The organism is Nocardia terpenica, from assembly GCF_013186535.1.
In the GTDB taxonomy this organism is placed as follows: Bacteria; Actinomycetota; Actinomycetes; order Mycobacteriales; family Mycobacteriaceae; genus Nocardia; species Nocardia terpenica.
Window position 1 is genome coordinate 1,770,343 of record NZ_JABMCZ010000001.1, and the last position, 20,929, is coordinate 1,791,271.

Here is a 20,929-nt window from a genome sequence, read left to right on the forward strand (position 1 = left end):
CGCCTCCGTCACCGCAGCATCTCGGCGACGAGGAACGCCAGCTCCAGCGATTGTTGGGTGTTCAGGCGTGGGTCGCAGGCGGTTTCGTAGCGGTCCTCGAGGTCGAGGTCGGAGATGTCCTGTGCGCCGCCGAGGCATTCGGTGACGTTTTCGCCGGTGAGTTCGATGTGCAGGCCGCCGGGGTGGGTGCCGAGGGCGCGGTGTACCTCGAAGAAGCCCTGTACCTCGTCGACGATGCGGTCGAAGTGGCGGGTCTTGTAGCCGGTGGAGGATTCGTGGGTGTTGCCGTGCATGGGGTCGCACTGCCAGATCACCTGATGCCCTGTGGCCTGGACCTTTTCGATGATCGGGGGGAGCACGTCGCGGACCTTGCCGTTGCCCATGCGCGCCACCAGTGTCAGGCGGCCGGGCTCGTTGTTCGGGTCGAGCCGTTCGACGTATTCCACCGCCAGTTCGGGGCTGGTGCTCGGGCCGATCTTGAGGCCGATCGGGTTGGCGAGTAGTTCGGCGAGGGCGATGTGGGCGCCGTCGAGTTGGCGGGTGCGCTCGCCGATCCACAGGAAGTGCGCCGACAGGTCGTAGAGCACCGGGTCGCCCGCGGAGTTCTCGGCCAGCCGCAGCATGGCCCGCTCGTAGTCGAGCACCAGCGCCTCGTGGCTGGCGTAGATCTTGGCGGCCTGCAGGCTGGGGTCCTGGACGCGGCAGGCGTTCATGAACGCGAGGGCGCGGTCGATCTCCTCGGCCATCTGCTCGTAGCGGGCGCCCGCGGGGGACTGGGCGACGAAGTCGCGGTTCCAGTCGTGGACCTTGTGCAGGTCGGCCATGCCCGCGCCGGTGAGGGCGCGTACCAGGTTCATCGCGGCGCTGGCGTTGGCGTAGGCGCGCACCAGCCGCGACGGATCGTGTTCGCGCAGCGCGGCTTCGGCGACCAGCGAGTTGACCATGTCGCCGCGGTAGGACTTGAGGCCGAGCGAGTCGGTGTCGGCGGAGCGGGGTTTGGCGTACTGCCCGGCGATGCGGGCCACCTTCACCACCGGCAGGCTCGCGCCGTAGGTGAGCACGACCGCCATCTGCAGCAGGGTGCGGATATTGCCGCGGATGTGTGGTTCGGTGTTGTCGGCGAAGGTCTCGGCGCAGTCGCCGCCCTGGATGAGGAACGCCTCGCCGCGGGCCACCTCGGCGAGCAGCGTGCGCAGCTCCTCGACCTCGGCGGGCACGCAGATGGGTGGCACGCTCTCGAGGACGGTGCGCATCTTCGCGGCCTGGTCCCGATCCCACGACGGCTGCTGTAGCGCGGGGCGGGACAGGGCGTCGTCGAGTCGGCGACGCAGCTCGGCGGGCAGTGGAGGCAATTCCGGCAAGCGGTCGATCGGTACGTCGACGGTCCAGTTCACCAGATCAGGATAGTGACCTCGAGCGGGCCTGTGGTAACCCCGGGCGTCCAGTGGACGACGATCACACTCGAGGCATACCGTCCGACCGGTTCGCGCCGACCGCCCGCACACCGGCAGCGGCGTAGCTGGTGGCCGCCACCCACAGCCGCCGACGCCGCGGCACCACCGCGCGGCGGTCGAATACCGCGTAGCCGGATTCCTCGATCTCGGCGAGGATTTCGGCGTAGAGGACCGCCGCGGTGCGGATCGCGGGCCGCACCCGCGGTTGCAGCAGCTCGATGCCCGGCTCGGCCACCCGGTACAGCGCCCGGGTGGTGGCGATCAGGTGGGCCAGGGCGCGCCGCAGCCGGATATCGGTGCGACCGGTCCAGCGGCAGTGCGCGAGCAGGTCGTCGTCGACGCCGAAGGCGGCGAGCTCGCGCGCGGGCAGATAGATCCGGCCGCGGTCGAGGTCCTCGCCGATATCGCGCAGGAAGTTGGTGAGCTGGAACGCCTCGCCCAGCGCGGCGGCCGCCGGTTCGGCCGCGGCCCGCGGGCCGACCGTGCCCAGGATCGGAAGCAGCTGCAACCCGATCGCGGCCGCGGATCCGCGCATGTAGCCGCGCAGTTCGGCCATCGTGGCATAGCGGCTGCGGAACAGCGGCGTGCCGGGGATATCCATCCGCATGGCGTCCAGGAACGTCCAGAAATGGTCGGGCGCAATGCGATACCGGGCGATGGTGGCCGCGACGGCGGACAGCACCGGATCCTGCGGATCCGGCGGCAGCGGGTGCGCGAGCCGCTCCCGCAGCCGCTTCTCGATCCGATCCACCTGCCCTGCGGCATCGAAGGATTCGTAGTCCACGAGATCGTCCACGGTGCGCGCGAACGCGTACAGCGCGTGCACCGCGGGCCGCTGCGCCGGCGCCAGCAGCCGGGTCGCCAGGAAGTAGGTACGCCCGTGCGCGGCAGCGATCGAACGGCAGTGCCGGTAGGCGGCCGCGAGTTCCGCGTCGGGATCGGCCGCCGTCCCGGCGACGACCTGCTCGACGGCGGTCACGGCCTGGCTTTGCCGGTGTCCGCGCGTAGTCGCAACGGGTCCACCGTGCGCAGCGACAGCGCCGCCACCACCGCGGCGAAGGTGGCCGCGGCGACGTGCCAGAAGTTGTACAGGCCGATCGCCCCGCCCGGCTCGAATACCAGCATGAGCCAGGTGCACAGGCCCACCAGCAGCATCAAAGTCGGTGTGGAGAGCGCGAATCCGGCGGCCAGCGCCAGCGGCCAGGAGTAGTACCAGGGCAGCGCGGCGGGGGAGAGGATCACGATCGCCACGAACGCGATGAGGATGCCCAGCACCGCCTCGCGCTCGGTGCGCTTGAACCGCCACCAGGTCCACACCAGGATCACCCCGAGCGCGAGCGCGCAGATGGCGCGGGTCGCGATCAGCACCGACGATCCGGCCCCGTCGACCCGTAGCGGCGTCACCCAGCTCACCATGTACGCCAGGATGGTCGGCAGCGACAACCAGTTGATGATCAACTTCGAACCCGACAGCGCGGTGAGCCAGCCGATGCCGACCCCGGCCGCCGCCGACGCCAGCGCGAACACCGCCGCGAACACCGACAGCCCCAGGCCGCCGATCTTGGCGAAGGTCCAGATCGGGTGCGGCAGCGGCCCCTTGTGCTCGGCCGCCCGGCGTTCTCGTTCGTGAATCATCCAGATCCACACCAGGAACGGCAGCGCCACGCCCGCGGTCGCCTTGATCGCCACGCCGATGGCGACGACCACGATCCCGGCCACGTGATGATGCTCGAGCACCAGCGCGATGCCCGCGGCCATCAGGCCGACCATCAGCATCTCGTTGTGCACGCCGCCGATCAGGTGGATCAGCACCAGCGGGTTCAGCACCGCCAGCCACAGCGCGACGGTCGGCTTGCCGCCCAGGTGCTTGGTCAGATGCGGGACCGCCCACATCATCAGCGCCAGGCCGGGCAGCATGACCAGCCGCATGGCGATCGTGCCCGCCACCACGTTGTCGCCGGTGACCGTCGTGATCGCGCGGCCCAGCAGCAGGAAGATCGGGCCGTAGGGGGCGGTGGTGGTGAGCCACACCGGGCTCACATTGTCCAGCAGCACACCGGGATTGCCCTGCAGCGGGCCGATCCGGTAGGGGTCGAAGCCGTCGCGCAGCAGCGCGCCCTGCGCCAGATACGAGTACACGTCCTGGCTGAACATCGGCACCGCGAACAGCAGCGGGAAGATCCAGATGCCGACGATCGCGCGCAGCTCGTTGAGCGTCACCCCGGAACCGTGCTCGCCGGTGCCGATGGTCGCGCGCCCCAGCCGCACCCAGGCCACGATCATCGCCAGCACACCCACCCAGACCACGATGGTGGCCAGCGTGTACCCGTGCCCGAAGCGCAGCCACGACAGGTGCGCGTGCTCGAGCAGCGGGTCGCGGCGGCGGACCGCGCCCGCGCCCAGGCCGCCGACGGTGATCAGCAGCGCCCCCCAGAACCCGAGCAGCGCGGCATGGCCCTCGGGGCTACGGAGGAAGTCGGCGGAGACACGCATCCACCAGCGGAGGTTGTGCGATACCGGCAGCGGGGCAGGGCGGGGGGACTCGGGGGTCTCCATCGTCTCCACGGTGGCGGTATCCGGCTCGGGGGTCGGCATAGTTCGTCGGTTCCCCCCGAACAGTCGGTGCGGTTGCGATACCGCGGTCAATAGGTCGCGCACAGTTTAGTTGGTTGCCGGGAACACTACTCCGGCGGTCGGCCCGGATCCGGGCACGGCATGCCGGGGATCACCGGTGATGCGCCGGGCGGCGAGCTTGCCGGACAGCAGCGTGGTCGGCACCCCGACACCGGGGGTGGTTCCGCAACCGGCCAGCACCACATTCGTGGCGGTGCGGGGCAGATTGCGCGGCCGGAACGGGCCGGTCTGGCGGAACACGTGCGCCGCCGAGAACGGGGTGCCCGCGAGCATGCCCTGTGCCCGCCAGGTTTCCGGCGTGTCCAGGTGGTCGACGGTGAAGTGCCCGGCGATGCCGCGGTAGCCGCGATTCTCCAGCGTGCACAGCAGTTCGCGCAGGTAGGCGGGCGCGAGCCGGTCCCAGTTCAGCGGCGCCGCAACCAGATTCGGGCACGGCGCGAGCAGCGTCAGCGGTTCGTGGCGGCCGGTGGGTCGGTCGACGAACAGGCCCGGATCGGTCAGCGCCGGGCGGGTCAGCAGCAGCGACGGATCGCTCATCAACCGGCCGCGGCCGGGGCGCGCGGCGATCTCGGCGAACGTGTCCGCCCAGGCCGCGCCGAAATCGATGGTGTGGTGCGCCGGTATCGGCCACCGGGCGGCAACCTCGGCGGGGACGGTGCCGTGCGCGACGAACGCCGACGGCGAGGCGCGCAGGGGTAATCGGCGGTGAATGCCGAACCGGTCCAGCGCACCCAGATCCGCGGTGAGCACCACGGCGTCGCAGTCGAACGCGCGGCCGTCGGCGGTGCGCACCCGCCGCGCCCGCCCGGCGGCGTAGTCGATGCCGGTGGCCTCGGTGTTCAGCTCCAGCCGCCCACCGGCCGCGGTGAAGGCGGCCGCGAGGGCGGCGGTGACGGACCGCATCCCGCCCTCGGGGAAGTACACGCCCAGCGAGGTGTCCATGTGCGGGATCGCGCCGTACACGGCCAGCGCCTGCGCGGGCGCGGTGCCCGCGTAGAGCGCCTGGAAGGTGAACAGCCGGGCCAGCCGGTCGTCGTGCAGGATGCGGCCGACCTTCGCGCCGAGGCGGCCGAACGCGCCGAGCCGGACGAGTTCGATCAGCGCCGCCCGCTTCTCCGGGATCGCGACCATGTCCAGCGGCGAGTCGAAGTTGGTGTCCATGAACTGGTCGTAGGCCGCGTCGTAGACGCGGCCCAGCCACTCCCGCAGCCGCCGGTACCGGCGCGCCTCGGCGGGCCCGCACGCGCGCTCCACCTCGGCGGCCATGGCGTCGGGATCGGAGTGCACCGCGATGGTCGACCCGTCCGCGAACCGGGCGCGATAGGCGGGCGTGAGCCGGTGGATGCGCAGGCCGTGCGCCCCCGCCTCGGCGCCCACCGCGGCCAGCGTGTCGTGAATCACCCCCGGCAGGGTGAGAACCGAAGCGCCGGAGTCGATCTCGTAATCGGGCCCGCGATACACCCCGACCCGCCCGCCCGGATGATCGGCGCGCTCGAGCAGCGTCACCGCCCGCCCCGCGCCGGTCAGATGCAGCGCCGCCGACAACCCGGACAGCCCCGCGCCCACCACCACGATCCGGTCGGTGGGCCCGCCGACGGTTCTCACGCGACGCGGGTGGTCGCCGCGACCGCCATGGCGCGCAACCGTTCTCGTGCCTGCGGCGTCGCCGAGCAGGAGTCCAGCGCCGCCAGGCCGCGCTCGGTGAGCTCGCCGATGCGCCGCTCCACCTCCTCGACCGCGCCGAGGCCGGTGATCGTCTCGCGCAGCCGGGTCACCTGCGCGGCCGACAGGTCCGTGCCCAGCGAGCGGCGCAGCAGCCCCGCGGCCTCCGGGTCGGTGGCGTCGGCGCGGCGCAGCGCCTCGGCGACCAGCACCGTGCGCTTGCCCTCGCGCAGGTCGTCGCCGGAGGGCTTGCCGGTCACCTCGGGATCGCCGAATACGCCGAGCAGATCGTCGCGCAGCTGGAAGGCGATGCCGATATCGGTGCCGAATTCGCGATACGCCGCGATCAGATCCGGGTCGGCGTCGGCCAGCGCCGCGCCCAGGTGCAGCGGGCGCTCGATGGTGTAGGCGGCGGTCTTGTAGCGGTTGATCCGCAGCGCCGCCTCCACCGAGTCGTCGGCCCCGGCCTCGCCGTGGACGTCGAGCAGCTGCCCGCCCATCACCTCGGTGCGCATGGCCGCCCACACCGGGGCGAAGCGGGCGTAGGCCGCCGGTTTCAGGCCCGCGGCGGCCACCATGTCGTCGGCCCAGGCCAGCGCGAGATCGCCGATCAGGATGCCGACGCTGATGCCGAAATGCGCCGGGTCCCCGCCCCATTCGCGCTCGCGGTGGCGGCGCTCGAAATCGGTGTGCACGGTCGGGAAGCCGCGCCGGGTGCGGGAGGAGTCGATGATGTCGTCGTGGATCAGCGCGCACGCCTGCACCAGCTCGAGCGCCGAGCACGCGCGCAGCACCGCGGCCGCGTGCGGGTCCGCGGGATCGCCGCCCGCGCCCAGCCAGCCGGTCCAGGCGAAGGCCGGACGGGTGCGCTTGCCGCCGCGCAGCACGAAGTCGGCCAGCGCGTCGGCGGAGGACACGAACACCGGGCCCAACTCGTCGACGAGTTCCCGGCGACCGGCGAAGAACAGCCGCAGATTCTCTTCGACGGCCGTCACGAGAGATGCCGCATCGGTCGGCGCCGGACGGGTCGGGGTGCTCGGTCCGACGGGCAACGCAACCTCCCAGAAATTCGACGCGGCGAGCAGCCGATCGTCCATGGTGACGGTGATTCGGGGCGCGCGCGGCACCTCCGCAGGGAACGATACTGCGTCCGCCGTGCCGCCCCGACACGCCTACCGGGCAGTAGCAAATCGTCGGAGTCGCGGATAAGGGCCGCGACCGGGCACTTACACTGGACCGGTGAGTTTCGACAACGCACGGGGACGTTCGACCCCAGGCCGACTTTCCCGGACGCCGCAGGTCTCCGGAACTCCCTCCGTCGTGGGTCGGCTCGGGCCGCGGCCCGACGGGACGATTCCGTTCTCGGTGGAATTCAATCCGCCGCGCGACGCCGCCAACGAGGCCCGATTGTGGCGCGCGGCCCGCGAATTCGAGCGCATGCATCCGGCGTTCGTCTCGATGACCTACGGCGCGGGTGGCTCCACCCGCGACCGTACCGCCCGCGTCACCGGTCAGCTGGCGCGCGAGACCACGTTGCTGACCGTCGCCCATCTCACCGCGGTCGGGCACAGCGTGGCCGAACTGCGGTCCATCATGGGCACCTACGCCGACTCGGGCATCCGCAACCTGCTGGTGCTGCGCGGGGATCCGCCCGGCGACCCGCTCGGCGAGTGGCAGCGGCACCCCGAGGGCCTGGAGTACGCCGAGGAACTGGTCCGCCTGGTGCGCGGGCTCGGCGACTTCCACGTCGGGGTGGCGTCGTTCCCGCAGGGGCATCACCGCTCCCCGGACCTCGACCACGACACCGCCCACCTGTGCGCGAAACTGCGTGCGGGCGCGGAGTATTCGATTACCCAGATGTTCTTCGACGTGGACGACTATCTGCGGCTGCGGGACCGGGTCATCGCGTGCGATCCGATCGAGGGCGCCAAGCCGATCATCCCGGAACTCATGCCCATCACCTCGCTGCGCACCGTGCAGCGCGCCGAGGAACTGTCCGGCCGCCCGCTGCCCACCCGGCTGCGCGAGCGCCTGGAACGCGCGGGCGGTGCCGACCCCGACGCCAACCGCGCCGCGGTCCGCGAGGTCGGCATCGAAATCGCCACCGAAATCGCCCAGCGCCTCATCGCCGAAGGCGCCCCCTGCCTCCACTTCATCACCCTGAACTTCGCCAAGGCCACCAGCGAGGTCCTCACCAACCTCGGCTACACGGTCACGGCCGCCCCGGTCGGAGCCTGACTGCCCCGCCCTCCCCGCCACTACGATTCCGGCATGCTTTTGGCCGGAATCACCCGGCGTTTCGCAGCGGTCCGCTCACTCGGGCGCGGTACGGTCGCCCCGACCGTGCCGACCGCGTTCGACCGTGACGATCAGGAGCGCCCCCGATGGCCGTGCTGTGCAGTCTCGTTCGTGGTGATTCCGTTCCGGAGCGTCGTGTGCCGGATTCCTTGCGGCGCGGGCTCGTTCGGCTCGCCGGTGCGTTGAGCGCCGCCGCGGTCTCGGCGGTCGTCGCCGCAGGCCCCGCTTCCGCCGCGCCACCCGATCCGGCCGCCGCCATCGCAAGCACCGACCGGGCCGCGGGCGCGGGCGATCTGGGTGCCGCCTATCAGACCGCCATCGAGGGCTTGCAGCGGCTGGGCATTCAGCCGTTCCTGTATCCGACCGGTGCGGCGTTCTGCCATGAGGCCACCACCCTCGGTATGGTGCCCGCGCTGGCCGGTGCCGTGCCGGGCCCGTGGCCGAAGACCACCGTCGCGGTGCCGGGCCTGGATGTCTCCGCGGTGAAGGCGGGGCAGACCATGTTCGCCTTCGTGCCCTACGGCCTGGGACCCGACGGCCCCGACACCTCCGGCATGCGGGTGGCCTGGCTCAACACCACCACCGGCCGCGGCGGACTCGCCAGCATGGGCCCCCTGTCCGAGGTCGTCAAGGCCATGGTCCCGCCCGAGGTCCCCGCCTCCGCCCGCCCCCTCGCCGAACAGGTCGTCCAGACCTTCTTCGCCACCGCCCTGCCCATGGGCGGCGTCCGCGCCGTCCCGGTGACCACCGGTTCCGGCACCGTTCTCGCCGCCGTCTTCGGCTCCGTCCGCAACGGCGCCCGCACCTGCTACTTCCTCCCGACCGTCGGAATCACCACGGTCGCTTGAGTTTCCGGCGGGCTAGACCGCGCGGGCGGTGAGGGTGCGGCCCTTCCAGGACAGGGCCCCGCTGCGGTGGAGGCGGTGGGAGCGCGCCGAGAGGCGGAGGTAGGCGGCGATGGAGGCCGGATGCGCCAGGGACGCAACGATATCCACGGGAGCGGGGAATCCCCCCGATTCGAGGGATCGGGCCAGCAGGCGGGCGGTGACCGCGGCCGTGTAGCCGACCAAGCCCGCGCGGCGGGTCGCGCCCCGGCCGAGCAGCGCGGCGAGCGGTGGCGCCCAGTAGGCCAGCGCGGCGGCGGCGCCCACGGCCATGCTGCCCAGCGGCGAACCGTAGGCCGACCACAGCCAGCGGCTGTATCCGGCGTCGAGATCCGTTGCGCCCCGGTACATCCGGGTGTTGGCGACGCGGCCCGCGGCGACCAGCACGGTGGTGTGCCCGGCGCGGCGCAGCGCGCGGGCCAGCGCCAGATCCTCGGTGACATCGGCGGCCACCGCGGCATGCCCGCCGACGGCCCGGTACACCTTCGCGTCGAAGGCCAGGAACTGCCCGCACGACACCGCGGTCGAGGGGCGCAGGGTGTGATTGGCCGCCGACACCGGCAGCGTCGACGCCCACGACCAGCACAGCAGCGGCTGCACCAAGGCCTCGGCCACCGACTCGGCACGCTGGTACGGCCACGGCGACACCAAACCCGCTCCCACGCGGCGTAATTCGCCGACCGCCGCCGCGATCGCCCACGGGCCGAGCCGCACGTCCGCGTCCAGGAAGACCAGCACGCCCGGCGGTGTCTCCGCGGAATCCGCTGTCACCCCGGCGATTTCGGCCAGCCGGGCACAGGCGGCGTTCTTTCCGGTCCAGCCCGGCTCGGGATCGGTGTCGGTCGCGATCACGGTGAACCGCTCGTCGCGCTCGACCGCGGCCACCGCGGCGGCGTAGGTGCCGTCCCGGGAGCCGTCGTCGAGAATCAGCACCCGCAGGCGCGAAACGCCGCGCTGGGCCCGCAGATCCGCGATCAGCCCCGGCAGCCGCGCGGCCTCGTCGCGCGCGGGCACGCACACCGTCACCGGCTCGATGACCGAGGCGCGCACCGGCCCGAGCTGGCGCACCGTCACCCGATTCACCAGGGCCAGCGCCGCACCGGCCCCGGCCACCGCGGCGCCCGCACCGACCAGAAGCGCAGTGCCGCAACCGATCCGACGGTCACGCGACCACCGTGCGAGGGCCGGTATACCGGCCCGCGACAGCGGTCGTGCGGGTCGTGCGTTGCGCGGCTGCAGGGTGTCCTCCGGGTCGCTCGAGAGTTCGGTTTCGCCGGCGCTTGGATCGGCGGGCGCTCGCGTGCGCGCCCATGGCTCGCAGGATAGTCCCGCCCGGGTGGCTCGCACAGTCACTCGCCCCGCCGGGATCGCGACACACGTCGGCGCGCCGTCGTCCCGCCGCGGGATCGCGCCCGGTCAGGCCCCGCGCCGCGGGCCGACCGGGTACTTCGGGGCGGGGTTGCGGGTCATGTAGGCCAGGACCGCGACGACGGCGGCGACCGCGAGGGTGATGCCGCCGACGATCCCGGCCCAGCCCGCGAACGAGCGCGTGTTGGGGTCGGCGTAGCTCACCTCGGCGCGCAGCGTGCTGACGTCACCGGGCGGCAGCTTCCACGACACGATGGAATCGCCCTCGCGGGTGCCGTTGGTGGTGGCGACCCGGGCCGGGAAGGCGACGGTGAACTGCACATCCGAGCCCTGCGCCGGGACGGTCTTCAGATCCGCCCGCCCGGACAGCGTGACCAGGTCGCCGGAGCGGGTGAACTGCAGGTTGAACATGCCCTGTGTCTGATCCGACAGCGCGCCCAGCTGCTGCACCTCGCCGAAGGTCAGATCGTCGAAATAGACCTGGCTGCCCACGTACCCGTCCTGCGTGTACGGCTCCACCCGCACCTTGGCGGCCAGCGTGTCGGGCACCTTCAGCTGCGGCCCCTTGTCCTTGTCGTTGGCGGGCACCACGGCGGCCACGATCCGCCCCGACACCCGATCGTTCGACGACACGCCCATCGACACCTGCACCCGCAGGCAGCCGGCCAGCAGCGGCATCACAAACGCCGCCAAGAACAGGACGGACCAGGCACGATAACGGCGCCGCCGCGGCTGGGACGCGCTCGCGGCGGCGGGGAGGGGAGTTGTCGGACTCGGCTGCACGGCTCACATCGTGCCATGACACGCCGACCGGAGCGCCTACGACGGGCCGCACCCCAACGGCGCGTCGTACCTCCGACGCGCCGACCATTGTGATCCCGGTGTGACCCTCTCCTGTTCCTGGTGTGCTCGCTCTCCCGTTCCTGGTGTGCCCACTCTCCCGTTCCCGGCGTGCCCACTCTCATGTCCTGGCGTGCTCACTCTCCTGTTCCCGGCGTGCCCACTCTCCTGTTACCGGCGTGCTTTTGGCCGGGAACTCACGGTGGATTCCGGCCGAAAGCACGCCGAAATCGCGGGGAGGAATCACGAAATATGGCCCACACCAAGGGAATCCCCAGTAATCCCAGACCCGCGAACCCGTACCCCGCGGACACCGGCAACCCCAGGAACACCGCATGCGCCAGCGCGGACCCCAGCCAGGTCCACAGAAACACCACCACCGGAACGAGAATCGTGGACGCCCGGCGTGGGCTCCCGCGATCGAGCGCCTCCAACAGCACCGCCATCAGCAGCGCCACACCCAGCCACCCCAGATAGTTGGTCCACGGAATCTGCGGCAGCCCCGGCAGCCCCGGCCACGCCGAGCACCACCGCCACCGCCCATCGGCCACCATCTGCGGATCCAGAAACAGATCCCACCCCACCGCCCCCACCGCCGTCAGCGGAACCCGCAGCCGCGCACGAACACTCAACCGCCCCGCCACCACCCACACCGGATACAGCCCCCCGACCCACGCCAGCGGAACCACCACCGGCACCCCCGCCACCTCCACCCCCAGCCCACCGCGCGCATATTCGTAACACCCGAACGGAAAACCCGTTGCAACACCCACAATCTCGGCAACCAGCCCAACCCCCGACACAATCACCAACACCCCCACCGCAAACCGCACCCCCCGGCCAACCACCGCATGCGCGAGACCCGTTGCAGCGGACAGCATCACAACCACCACTGTGACCCGATCCCGCCCCACCCCCACCGTCAGTGGATAAGCAATCTGCGCAAGAACAAACAAGACCGCAACAACACCGGGCACCACCGCCGCCCGGAGGGAGGGTGGGGTGGTCATCGGCGGCCGGGGAGGGGGAGGCGGCGGCGTAGGTTGCGTAGGGCCAGGGTGGCGGCGGTGCGGCCGCTGGCTCCGGACACGCCGCCGCCGGGGTGGGTGGATGCGCCGGTCAGGTAGAGGCCGGGTGCGCCGGGGACGCGGTGGCCGGACAGTTCCGGGAGGGGACGCCAGAAGAACATCTGGTCCAGGGACATGTCGACGTGCATGACATTGCCGCCGCGCAAGCCCAATTCGCGTTCCAGGTCGGCGGGTGTCTGGACGAAGCGGTCGCGGATCGAGTTCGCGAAACCCGGTGCGGCGGTGTCGACCTCGCGGATGATGCGGTCGGCCTCCTGGTCGGCACGTGCGGTCCAGTCGGTGCCGTCGGCCAGGCGGTACGGATGCCACTGCGCCCACAGCGACAGCTGATGTTCGCCGGGCGGCGCGATGGAGGGATCCAGGGCGCTGAAGCTCATGGCCAGGACCACCGGGCGCGGCGGCAGCTCGCCCGCCAGCGCCGCGCCGTGGGCCAGCCGCAGCTGTCGCCGATCGCTGACCAGAAGTTGCAGTCCGCGTGCGGATTCCGCGGGCCCGGCGCCGGGATAGCGCGGCAGCGCGTCGGTCGCCGCGCGCACCACCATGCCGATCCCGGGCCCCACCCGGATGCGCCGCCGCCAGTCGGCGAGCGCGCCCGCGGCGAATCCGCCGCGCTCCAACAGGTCCAGGGTGGTGAGGATGTGGGTGCCCGCGATCACGGTGCGCGCGGCCAGGTTTCGCCCGGACTCGGTGCGCACCCGCCAGCCGTCGCCGTCGCGGCGCAGCTCGGTGACCGCGTCCCCGGCCGACACCACCCCGCCGTCGGACCGCAGCCGCGCCACCAGGGCCGTGGTCAGCGCGCCGCTGCCGCCGACCGCGCGTCCCGGCGGCAGCGTGTGCATGAGCGCCGCGAAACCGACCATCGGCGCGGTGCCCGGCTCCGACATCGGCGGCCCCGACTGCGCGCCGAACCAGGCCAGCGCCGCCTTCAGCGGTTCGTCGTCGAACAGGCTGTCCAGCAACGCATCACCGGATTGCAGGAATTCCCGCGACAGCGCGCTCCCGCCGCCCCGCGCGTCCAGCCCCCAGAACGAGCGCAGCAACCGGCCCGGACCCGGCGGCCCGGCGAACGCCCGCATCACCCGCCCGCTGCGCGGACCCCACACCCGCACGAAACGCCGATAAGCCTCCGCCTCCCGTGCCCCGCAGGCCGCCGCTATCGAGGCGCAGGTGCGGTCCAGATCGCGATGGAACACCAGGGGCGGCCGCTCGGTTCCGGCCGGGGCGGGCGCGAAACCCCAGGGATCGCAATCGATGTAGCGCAGCCCGAACCGATCCAGTTCCAGCTCCTCGACGATCCCGGTGTGCCGGATCATGATGTGCGCCGACGAGCCGCGGTCCACCAGATGCCCGGGGAACCGCGGCACCGTCGACACCGCCCCGCCCAGCACCTCGTCGCGCTCGAGCACCTCCACCGCCTGCCCGGCCCGCGCCAGATAGCAGGCGGCCACCAGCGCGTTGTGGCCGGAGCCGACGATCAGCACCGTCACCGCGACGGCGCTTCCAGCGGCAGCCGCCGCCCCAGGACCGCGAACCGGCGGGTGTCGCCGGAGAACACGAAATGCCGCACCACATCGGTGAATCCCTGGCGCCGATACAGCCGCCAGGCCCGGTTGTTCTCCCGGTCCACCTCCGGCGTGGACAGCAGCGCCGCCCGCTCGGTCCGGTTGCGCAGCAGCCGCATCAGCAGCGTCTCGCCGATGCCGCGACCCTGCGCGGTGGGATGCACGTGCAGCTCGGTGAGCTCGAAGTAGTCCGAAAGCAGGTCGCGCGCCGCGTATTCCGGCCAGCCCGACCGGCGCATGCCGCTGTGCACCTGCTGATGCCACCACTGGTGCGGCGCACCGTGATAGCCGTAGGCGATCGCCACCAGCGGCGCGGTGCGCAGATCGAATTCCCCGCTGTCGTCCGGTAGCACCGCGCCCACCGCCTGCCAGCCGGGGCGCGTGGTGTGCTCGGTCCACATCGGCGCGCGGTGATGCTCGGTGCCGCGCGGATAGTCCATGGCGGCCACGTACACCGACAGCGCGTCGTGCAGCCGGGCGCGCAGGGTGGCGGCCGACAGATCGACGACGACGGGTGCGGGGGAGTGGTGGGGGTGGTGGGGTCTGAGGGCGGTCATAGCTTCGGCGGCGCGGCTCTCGTTCGACGCGGGCGCTCCGCTCGAGGATCGGGACTACGAGCGCGGGCGCGGAAGTTTGTCGGTGGTCGTCTCTATATTCACACTCATTGAAACGTTCGAATACCTGTTCGGTCGGCGTGGTCGGCGATGTACCCGCCGAATCGGGGTGTGCGAAGGGTGTGGAGGTACCGCGATGGCTGGTCGGATGCAACATCCGGGGCGTTCCGGACGGGCGGGCGGTTTGCTGGATCGTGCCGATGCGCTGCTGCTGCAGGCGGGCGCCGAGGCCGACCCGCGCGAACGGTTCCGCACGGCGTACCTGGCGGCGCTGCGGGGTGCGGGAGCGGTGCTCGCACTCTCGGGCGCCGACCGGGCGCCCCGTGCCCGCTCCCGCAACGCCTGGGTGCTGATGCAGCAGGCAGCGCCCGAATTCGTGATGTGGACCGACTACTTCAGTTCCTACTCCGAGACCCGCGCGGCGCTGGAAGCGGGGCTCGACCGCCCGGTCGACGCGCGCCGCGCCGACGAGTTCGCTTCCCGCGTAGGGGCGTTCCTACACGACGTGGAAGATCTCCTGGCCACCGAGGCGCGCCTGCGCCCGATCACCGGGTGGCTCGCCGACGGCACGGCCTGAACATCGGCGGAGGAGGTGGTACCGCACTGATCGAACTCGTATCATTGGTGGCAGGTAGCCGCCAAGGTCGGCTACTTGTCGTCTACCCGGAGGCGACCACCACGACCTAGTGCCGGGGGAGGTACCGTGCCACTCTCCGAGCACGAGCAGCGCATGCTCGAACAGATCGAGAGCGCTCTCTATGCTGAGGACCCCAAATTCGCCTCGTCCGTCCGCGGCGGCCGGCTACGTTCGGCCACCGGAAGACGCAGACTTCAGGCGGCCGCTCTGTTCGTCCTCGGCCTCGTTCTTCTCATCGCGGGCATCGCCCTACCGGTGAAGCCGGGCGGCTTCCCGGTCATCAGCCTGCTGGGTTTCATCGTGATGTTCGCCGCGGGCGTGCTGTTGTTGCTGGGCGGCCGCGGCGCGCTCGGCTCCGGGCATCGCGGTGGTGAGTCGCCGTCGGGTCCGGCCGGGCCCGTGGGCGGCGGCAAGAGCAAGCCGCGCAAGTCCGGCGGCGGTTTCTCCGCCCGCATGGAGGACCGCTTCCGCCGCAGGTTCGAAGAGGGTGGCTGACCGTTCCGGGTCCGGTCGCCCGGATCCGGAATTCCGAGGCGTTCGCGCGCCCACCCCGTGAACAACCGAAAACAGACACGACACGCCGTGCATCGCGCGGCGTGTCAATTTTTGTCGGTGGGTGTTCGGACCCGTCCACCCCCTTCCTCCAGGACTCCCCACACCTCCCCACGCGCGGCCCCCACCACGCCCCACCGCACCCGGTGACCCGATGCGATCAGCGGGTTTGCTGATGGTTGTCGGGTCACCCATGTTGTCGGGGTCGCGTGTCGGGGAACTCGAAGAAATCTCCCCACCTCGGTGATAGCTGGTGTGACCTGGGCAATCGGCTGCGCAGGGATCGAGATCACCGCGGCTTTCGATTGAAAGTGGGGGAAAGTGGGGTAATGTGGAGCGCGCACTGAGGAGGCCGACCAGACGGGGTGATCGAACGGGAGGTGTCGAGACGTGTTTCTCGGTACCTACACACCGCGGCTGGACGACAAAGGGCGACTGACGTTGCCGGCGAAGTTTCGAGACGAACTGGCGGGAGGGTTGATGGTCACGAAAGGGCAGGACCACAGCCTTGCCGTGTATCCCAAGGAGGAGTTCGCCGCGCTCGCGCGGCGCGCCGCCGCGGCGTCCCGAAGCAACCCGCAGGCAAGGGCTTTCGTCCGCGCCCTGGCCGCCTCCACCGATGAGCAACGTCCGGACGCACAGGGCCGGATCACGTTGTCGATCGAGCACCGGCGCTACGCGAGCCTGTCCAAGGACTGCGTGGTCATCGGTTCGGTCGACTTCCTCGAGATTTGGGACAAGCAGGCGTGGGAGTCCTACCTCGCCGAACACGAGGAGGATTACTCGCTGGCCAGAGACGAGTCGCTGGGCGGAATCTTCTAGTCCGAGCGAGGGTGAATGCCCTGTGGCCTCTGCCCGACGCGGACCCTGACGTACTTCCCCAACGCCAGGTGCCGTGCTTCGGTCAGAGACCACGGGGCATTCACCACCGACGAGTGAGTCCGAATCGTCAGCGACCGTGGTCGTTCGACACCGTCAGCAAGGTCCGGGAGGTCGAGGTGAACCATGAGAACCACACCCCCCGCCATGTTCCGGTCCTGCTCCGTCGAGCCGACGAAATCCTCGGTCCCGCACTGACTTCCGGCGGTGTCATGATCGACGCCACCCTCGGCCTCGGCGGCCACTCCGAGTACTTCCTGCGCACCTACCCCGATATCCACCTGGTCGGCCTGGACCGCGATACCGACGCCCTGCGGCTCGCGGGCGAGCGATTACGGCCGTTCGCGGACCGGATCACCCTGGTGCACACCCGCTACGACGGCATCGCCGACGCGCTGCGGCAGGCCGGGCTCGCCCCCACCGCCTCGGTGCGCGCGATCCTCATGGACCTGGGCGTGTCCTCCATGCAGCTTGACGAGGCCGACCGCGGCTTCGCCTACTCCGTCGACGCGCCGCTGGACATGCGCATGGACCCGACGGCCGAGCTCACCGCCGCCGACGTGCTCAACACCTACGACCACGGCGACCTGGCCCGCATCCTGAAAAACTATGGGGACGAACGATTCGCGGGCCGCATCGCCTCCGAGATCGTGAAGCGCCGTGCGCAGCGGCCGTTCACCACCAGTGCCCAGCTGGTGGAGCTGCTCTACGACGCCATTCCGGCCGCGACGCGCCGCACCGGGGGGCATCCCGCCAAGCGCACCTTCCAGGCGCTGCGCATCGAGGTCAACCGAGAGCTGGAATCGCTGGAACTGGCTCTGCCCGCCGCCCTGGACGCGCTCGAGGTGGGCGGCCGCATCGTCGTCATGTCCTATCAGTCGCTGGAGGACAAGCTGGTCAAGCAGGTGCTCGCGCGGCGATCGGCCTCGCGCACCCCGCTCGACCTGCCGGTCGAACTGCCCGGCATGGGACCGGAATTCAGGGTGCTGACCCGCGGCGCGGAGAAGGCCACCGACCGCGAGATCGAGGAGAACCCGCGTGCGGCCCCGGTGCGGATGCGCGCCGCGGAACGGATAACAGCAGGGGAGGCGGGAACATGACCGTGCGGACACGGGTGGACGCACCGAAGCGGACACGACGGTCCGCGGAACCATCGCCGCGGCGCGCGCAGGACGCCGACCGCGTCAAATCCGGTGCGGCCCAGCGGGCCTACGCCAAGCGCCGCAGTCGCGCCCGCACCCGCGACGACCTACCCCCGCTGCCCGGCCGCGCGGCCACGGCCATGTCGGGCCGGATTCCGTTCGTGGCGGGCATCATCGCGCTGCTCGGCTGCGGCCTGGCCCTCACGCTGCTGCTGACCACCCGCGCGGCCGAGGACAGCTACCAACTCGGCGACGCCCGCAAGATCAACCGCCAGCTGCTCGACGAGCGCGCGGCGCTGCAGCGCGAGGTCGCCACCGCCGACTCGGCCCCCGAACTGGCCACCCGCGCCCGCGACCTGGGCATGATCCCCGCCAAGGACCCCGCCCGCCTGATGATCGCCCCCGACGGCACGGTCACCGTCATCGGCAAGGAAACCCCCCAGGACGGCCCCCCCGCCCCACCCCTGAACATCACCCCCGCCCCCGCCGCCGCCCCGCCCCCGAAACTCGTTCAGGCCCAAGGCGAACGAGTAGTCCCGGCCCCCACCACCGCCCCCAAACCCCCACCCAACCCAGCCCTCCAAGCAGCCCCCGGCACCCCCGCCCAAGCGGGCCAACCCCCGGCGTCCCCGGGCACCCCCGCGCAAGCCCAGGCCGCCCCGGCTCAAGGCCCGCCCGCGCAAGCCCAGGGCGTCCCGGCTCAGAGCCCGCCTGCGCAAACACAAGGCGGCCCCGCACAGGCCCCCGCCTCCGGGGCAGCCCAGGGCGCTCCCGCGCAAGGTGCTCCGCCCCCGGCCCCGGGTGCGTCCGGACAACCCCAGCCCGCGCAGGCCCAAGGCGCACCCGCACAGGCCCCTGCCCCCGGGCAGGCCCAGGTCACCCCCGCCCGAGCCCAGGCCGCCCCGGCTCAGAGCCCGCCCACACAGGCGCAAGGTGCCCCCGCGCAGGCTCCTGCCGCTGGGCAAGCCCAGGGCGCTCCCGCGCAAGATGCTCCGCCCCCGCCCGGACAAGTCCAGCCTGCACAGGCGCAAGGCGTACCCGCGCAAGGTATTTCGGCACAGAGTGCCCCCGTACAACCGCAGGATGCTGCTGCGCAGGGGCCGGTCGCTGCCGCGCAGGCACAAGGTGTGCAGGCTCAGGGGATATCGGCGCAGGGTGCCCCCGCACAGCCGCAGGATGCGCCTGTGCAGGCCCCGCAACCCGGTGGTCAGCCCGCTGTCGTTCCGCAAGCCGTCGACGCTCCGGCCCCCGACGGTGCGTCCGCACCCGACGGGGTCGCCCGATGAGCCCGGGGCGGACTCGGACGTCGAGTGGGCGGCGGGCGCCGGCGCGGCCGCGGGCGCGCAAGCCCGTCAGGCCGCCGACGGGGGGCACCGCGACCATGTCGCATCGGCTTCGGTTCGGGATGAGCCGGATCGTGATGCTTACCGCACTGCTCGTGGTGGCCGCTCAATTGCTCTGGCTGCAAACGGTTTCCGCGCCGCGGCTGTCGGCGGAGGCGGCCAGTCAGCGGACGGTGCATCAGACCGATCCCGCGCTGCGGGGGGCGATCACCGATCGGTACGGCAGGTCGCTGGCGTTCACCATTCCCACCAAGAACCTCGGCTTCCAGCCGATCCAGGTGCGTAAGAATCTCGCCGAGGAGCGGGCCAAGAGCGACAAGGCGCCCGATCCGGATCAGCGGCTGCAGGAGATCGCCAAGGCCGTGCACGAGAAGCTCCGCCGGGACGCGCCCGCGGAACAGGATCTGCTGAACCAGCTGCGCAGCGACAACACCTTCGTCTACCTGGCCCGCGACGTCGATCCCCGGGTCGCGTCCGAACTCGTCGCGCAGTTCCCGACCGAGATCAGCATGGAGGATTCGGCCGAGCGGCTGCATCCGGGCGGCGCGCTGGCCGCCAACGTGCTCGGCGTCACCGGCTGGGACGGCCACGGCCAGGTCGGCCTGGAGTCGTCGATGGATTCGGTCCTCGCGGGCACCCCCGGCTCACACACCTACGACCAGGGCTCCGACCGCGCGGTGATCCCGGGCAGCGAACGCGACCGGCAACCGGCCGTCAACGGCTCGCAGGTCGAGCTCACCCTGGACTCCGATCTGCAGTACTACGTGCAGCAGCAGGTGCAGCAGGCCAAGGACATGTCCGGCGCGCAGAGCGTGTCGGCCGTGGTGCTGGACGCGCACACCGCGCAGGTGCTGGCCATGGCCAACGACAACACCTTCAATCCCCAACTGTCGGCGCAGTACTGGGATCCCAACGGGATGGGCAACCCGACGGTCAGCGACGTCTTCGAGCCGGGCTCGGTGAACAAGATCGTAACCGCCTCCGCGGCCATCGAATACGGGCTCACCAACCCGCAGGAGGTGCTGCAGGTGCCGGGCAGCATCCACATGGGCGGCGTCGACGTCAGCGACGCCTGGGTGCACGGCGTCGAACCCTACACCACCACCGGCATATTCGGTCACTCCTCCAACGTGGGCACCCTGATGCTGGCCCAGCGCGTCGGCGAGGACCGCTACGCCGACATGCTCAAGCGCTTCGGCCTCGGCCAGCGCACCGGCGTCGGACTGCCCGGCGAGAGCGCGGGCGTGGTGCCGCCGCGGGACCAGTGGTCGGGCTCCACCTTCGCGAATCTCCCCATCGGCCAGGGTCTTTCGATGACCCTGCTGCAGATGACGGGAATGTACCAGGCGATCGCCAACGACGGTGTGCGGGTACCGCCGCGCATCATCAAGGACACCGTGGCCCCCGACGGCGCCCGCACCACCGAACCGCAACCGGACGGCGTGCGGGTGGTGAGCCCGCAGACCGCGCGCACGCTGCGCGGCATGTTCCAGGCCGTGGTGCAGAAGGATCCGACCAGTTCCGCGCAGACCGGCACCGGCACCCCGGCGGCCATCGAGGGCTATCAGATCGCGGGCAAGACCGGCACCGCGCAGCAGATCGATCAGAAGTGCCGCTGCTACTCCAACGATCGGTACTGGATCACGTTCGCGGGCATCGCGCCCGCCGACAACCCCCGTTACGTCGTCGGCATCATGATGGACGCGCCGGTGCGCAGCTCCGACGGCAGCGGCGGGCAGTCGGCGGCACCCCTGTTCCACAGCATCGCCTCGTGGGCCCTGCAGCGCGACCGGATTCCGCCCTCGCCGCCCGCGAAGCGGCTGGTCCTGCAGGCCGACTGAGATGCGGCGGCCGCGGGGCGGATCGGCGCGGGCGGCGGCAATATCGAGCCGCGTTGCCGGGCCGTGATCGATCGTCGGTAACCTGACTCGTCGATCCGCATCCGTTCCAGCCGGATTGCCCAGCAGGACCG

General features: G+C 71.4%; 18 protein-coding genes. 8 read left to right on the forward strand and 10 right to left on the reverse strand.

The window, feature by feature from the left end:
- Positions 1 to 8: 8 nt before the first annotated feature.
- The 5 genes from HPY32_RS08175 to HPY32_RS08195 form a co-directional block, all read right to left on the reverse strand.
- Positions 9 to 1,394: a class II 3-deoxy-7-phosphoheptulonate synthase gene (locus tag HPY32_RS08175; protein WP_067591781.1), complete on the reverse strand. Its 1,386-nt coding sequence runs from the start codon at positions 1,392 to 1,394 to the stop codon at positions 9 to 11.
- Between the two features lie 61 nt (positions 1,395 to 1,455).
- Positions 1,456 to 2,433 (reverse strand): phytoene/squalene synthase family protein, encoded by a 978-nt coding sequence (locus HPY32_RS08180; protein WP_067591778.1) that lies wholly within the window; start codon positions 2,431 to 2,433, stop codon positions 1,456 to 1,458.
- Positions 2,430 to 4,010 (reverse strand): alpha-(1->6)-mannopyranosyltransferase A, encoded by a 1,581-nt coding sequence (locus tag HPY32_RS08185; RefSeq protein ID WP_067596103.1) that lies wholly within the window; start codon positions 4,008 to 4,010, stop codon positions 2,430 to 2,432. Before HPY32_RS08185 ends, HPY32_RS08180 begins: the two co-directional genes overlap by 4 nt.
- Positions 4,011 to 4,115: 105 nt before the next feature.
- A complete protein-coding gene (gene crtI / locus HPY32_RS08190) occupies positions 4,116 to 5,693 on the reverse strand; it encodes a phytoene desaturase family protein (protein WP_067591775.1) in 1,578 nt (525 codons plus the stop codon).
- The gene (locus HPY32_RS08195; RefSeq protein ID WP_082871904.1) at positions 5,690 to 6,847 is read right to left on the reverse strand and encodes a polyprenyl synthetase family protein; all 1,158 of its coding nucleotides are present in this window, start codon (positions 6,845 to 6,847) and stop codon (positions 5,690 to 5,692) included. The genes crtI and HPY32_RS08195 overlap by 4 nt, the downstream gene beginning before the upstream one ends.
- Before the next feature lie 142 nt (positions 6,848 to 6,989).
- Between HPY32_RS08195 and HPY32_RS08200 the strand changes: the two genes are divergently transcribed.
- The gene (locus HPY32_RS08200; protein ID WP_082871624.1) at positions 6,990 to 7,988 is read left to right on the forward strand and encodes a methylenetetrahydrofolate reductase; all 999 of its coding nucleotides are present in this window, start codon (positions 6,990 to 6,992) and stop codon (positions 7,986 to 7,988) included.
- 197 nt (positions 7,989 to 8,185) lie between these two features.
- Positions 8,186 to 8,896: a hypothetical protein gene (locus HPY32_RS08205; RefSeq protein WP_231951780.1), complete on the forward strand. Its 711-nt coding sequence runs from the start codon at positions 8,186 to 8,188 to the stop codon at positions 8,894 to 8,896.
- 12 nt (positions 8,897 to 8,908) lie between these two features.
- Here HPY32_RS08205 and HPY32_RS08210 read toward each other — a convergent pair whose 3' ends face one another.
- The 5 genes from HPY32_RS08210 to HPY32_RS08230 all read right to left on the reverse strand — a co-directional run bounded on the left by HPY32_RS08210 (position 8,909) and on the right by HPY32_RS08230 (position 14,347).
- Positions 8,909 to 10,045, reverse strand: coding sequence for a glycosyltransferase family 2 protein (locus tag HPY32_RS08210; RefSeq protein ID WP_231951778.1), 1,137 nt, complete (start codon positions 10,043 to 10,045; stop codon positions 8,909 to 8,911).
- 303 nt (positions 10,046 to 10,348) lie between these two features.
- Positions 10,349 to 10,978: an LppM family (lipo)protein gene (locus HPY32_RS08215; protein ID WP_156674605.1), complete on the reverse strand. Its 630-nt coding sequence runs from the start codon at positions 10,976 to 10,978 to the stop codon at positions 10,349 to 10,351.
- Positions 10,979 to 11,337: 359 nt separating this feature from the next.
- Complete coding sequence (locus HPY32_RS08220; RefSeq protein ID WP_171982754.1) at positions 11,338 to 12,150, reverse strand: carotenoid biosynthesis protein; 813 nt, start codon at positions 12,148 to 12,150, stop codon at positions 11,338 to 11,340.
- On the reverse strand, positions 12,147 to 13,715 hold the full coding sequence (locus HPY32_RS08225; protein ID WP_171982755.1) for a phytoene desaturase family protein: 1,569 nt from the start codon (positions 13,713 to 13,715) through the stop codon (positions 12,147 to 12,149). The genes HPY32_RS08220 and HPY32_RS08225 overlap by 4 nt, the downstream gene beginning before the upstream one ends.
- On the reverse strand, positions 13,712 to 14,347 hold the full coding sequence (locus tag HPY32_RS08230; protein WP_067591765.1) for a GNAT family N-acetyltransferase: 636 nt from the start codon (positions 14,345 to 14,347) through the stop codon (positions 13,712 to 13,714). Before HPY32_RS08230 ends, HPY32_RS08225 begins: the two co-directional genes overlap by 4 nt.
- Positions 14,348 to 14,540: 193 nt before the next feature.
- Between HPY32_RS08230 and HPY32_RS08235 the strand changes: the two genes are divergently transcribed.
- The 6 genes from HPY32_RS08235 (at position 14,541) to HPY32_RS08265 (ending at position 20,798) form a co-directional block, all read left to right on the forward strand.
- A complete protein-coding gene (locus HPY32_RS08235) occupies positions 14,541 to 14,981 on the forward strand; it encodes an SAV_6107 family HEPN domain-containing protein (RefSeq protein ID WP_228786520.1) in 441 nt (146 codons plus the stop codon).
- 126 nt (positions 14,982 to 15,107) lie between these two features.
- Positions 15,108 to 15,536: an SCO2097 family morphological protein gene (locus HPY32_RS08240; RefSeq protein ID WP_067591759.1), complete on the forward strand. Its 429-nt coding sequence runs from the start codon at positions 15,108 to 15,110 to the stop codon at positions 15,534 to 15,536.
- A 447-nt stretch (positions 15,537 to 15,983) separates the two neighbouring features.
- Positions 15,984 to 16,415, forward strand: a complete 432-nt coding sequence (mraZ, locus tag HPY32_RS08245) for a division/cell wall cluster transcriptional repressor MraZ (RefSeq protein ID WP_067591756.1) — start codon at positions 15,984 to 15,986, stop codon at positions 16,413 to 16,415.
- A 176-nt stretch (positions 16,416 to 16,591) separates the two neighbouring features.
- Complete coding sequence (rsmH, locus tag HPY32_RS08250; RefSeq protein ID WP_067596099.1) at positions 16,592 to 17,572, forward strand: 16S rRNA (cytosine(1402)-N(4))-methyltransferase RsmH; 981 nt, start codon at positions 16,592 to 16,594, stop codon at positions 17,570 to 17,572.
- On the forward strand, positions 17,569 to 18,900 hold the full coding sequence (ftsL, locus tag HPY32_RS43830) for a cell division protein FtsL (protein ID WP_216675893.1): 1,332 nt from the start codon (positions 17,569 to 17,571) through the stop codon (positions 18,898 to 18,900). Before rsmH ends, ftsL begins: the two co-directional genes overlap by 4 nt.
- A 95-nt stretch (positions 18,901 to 18,995) precedes the next feature.
- The gene (locus tag HPY32_RS08265; RefSeq protein ID WP_231951776.1) at positions 18,996 to 20,798 is read left to right on the forward strand and encodes a peptidoglycan D,D-transpeptidase FtsI family protein; all 1,803 of its coding nucleotides are present in this window, start codon (positions 18,996 to 18,998) and stop codon (positions 20,796 to 20,798) included.
- Positions 20,799 to 20,929: the final 131 nt, after the last annotated feature.

Coding starts and splice junctions, on each gene's coding strand:
- HPY32_RS08185 (WP_067596103.1), bottom strand. CDS start 4,010: ATGGAGACCCCCGAGTCCCCCCGCCCTGCCCCGCTGCCGGTATCGCAC.
- HPY32_RS08195 (WP_082871904.1), bottom strand. CDS start 6,847: ATGGACGATCGGCTGCTCGCCGCGTCGAATTTCTGGGAGGTTGCGTTG.
- HPY32_RS08215 (WP_156674605.1), bottom strand. CDS start 10,978: ATGCCGCTGCTGGCCGGCTGCCTGCGGGTGCAGGTGTCGATGGGCGTG.
- HPY32_RS08220 (WP_171982754.1), bottom strand. CDS start 12,150: ATGACCACCCCACCCTCCCTCCGGGCGGCGGTGGTGCCCGGTGTTGTT.
- HPY32_RS08230 (WP_067591765.1), bottom strand. CDS start 14,347: ATGACCGCCCTCAGACCCCACCACCCCCACCACTCCCCCGCACCCGTC.
- HPY32_RS08235 (WP_228786520.1), top strand. CDS start 14,541: ATGGCTGGTCGGATGCAACATCCGGGGCGTTCCGGACGGGCGGGCGGT.
- ftsL (WP_216675893.1), top strand. CDS start 17,569: ATGACCGTGCGGACACGGGTGGACGCACCGAAGCGGACACGACGGTCC.
- HPY32_RS08265 (WP_231951776.1), top strand. CDS start 18,996: ATGTCGCATCGGCTTCGGTTCGGGATGAGCCGGATCGTGATGCTTACC.